The sequence below is a fragment of the Yersinia sp. 1252 StPb PI genome (genome assembly GCF_048593885.1).
Classification (GTDB): Bacteria; Pseudomonadota; Gammaproteobacteria; order Enterobacterales; family Enterobacteriaceae; genus Yersinia; species Yersinia enterocolitica_E.
Genome location: NZ_JAZGQE010000454.1, coordinates 1 through 630, shown reverse-complemented (window position 1 = coordinate 630; position 630 = coordinate 1). Strand labels below are relative to the sequence as shown.

The following is a 630-nucleotide window of genomic DNA, read 5'->3' as shown; positions in this document are numbered from 1 at the left end:
CGTAGGGGAACCTGCGGTTGGATCACCTCCTTACCTAAACGATACGCATTGCGTAGTGTCCACACAGATTGTCTGATGAATGTAAATGAGCAAGAGCACCTGTTGATGAGGGTGATGATTGTGCAATAAGACCTCAGTATCGAGTTTTTACTGCATCAGTCGTTCGAATGTGTCACCACATTCTCACCTTTACACAAAAATACTGAATCAGTGATTCAGTAGAAATTTTTGTGTCCCCATCGTCTAGAGGCCTAGGACACTGCCCTTTCACGGCTGTAACAGGGGTTCGAATCCCCTTGGGGACGCCAATCCGATAATGTGTGAAAGACATTATCAACTGAATATCTTAAAGATGACTTTAACGAGTCGTGTTTAAGATATTGCTCTTTAACAATCTGGAACAAGCTGAAAATTGAAACATTACAGCCGAAATTTATCTCTCCGTAGAGGTACTGAGATAAAAAGTAACCTGTAATAGAGTCTCTCAAATAATCGCAATGCCAATGGGTTAATCATTGTTGCAGTGTGAGCGAGAAGACACTCGGCAAGGCGCACAGCGCACAGCAACCGGAGTGAACTTAACGTTCATGAGGATTGCGCGCACTGCACAACATAGCAGAGTGTGTTCAC

The 630-nt window shown here is 43.8% G+C and carries 1 tRNA gene; it reads left to right on the top strand.

The window, feature by feature from the left end:
- Positions 1 to 232: 232 nt before the first annotated feature.
- Positions 233 to 308 (top strand) — tRNA-Glu (locus tag V2A85_RS24280).
- Positions 309 to 630 lie beyond the last annotated feature (322 nt).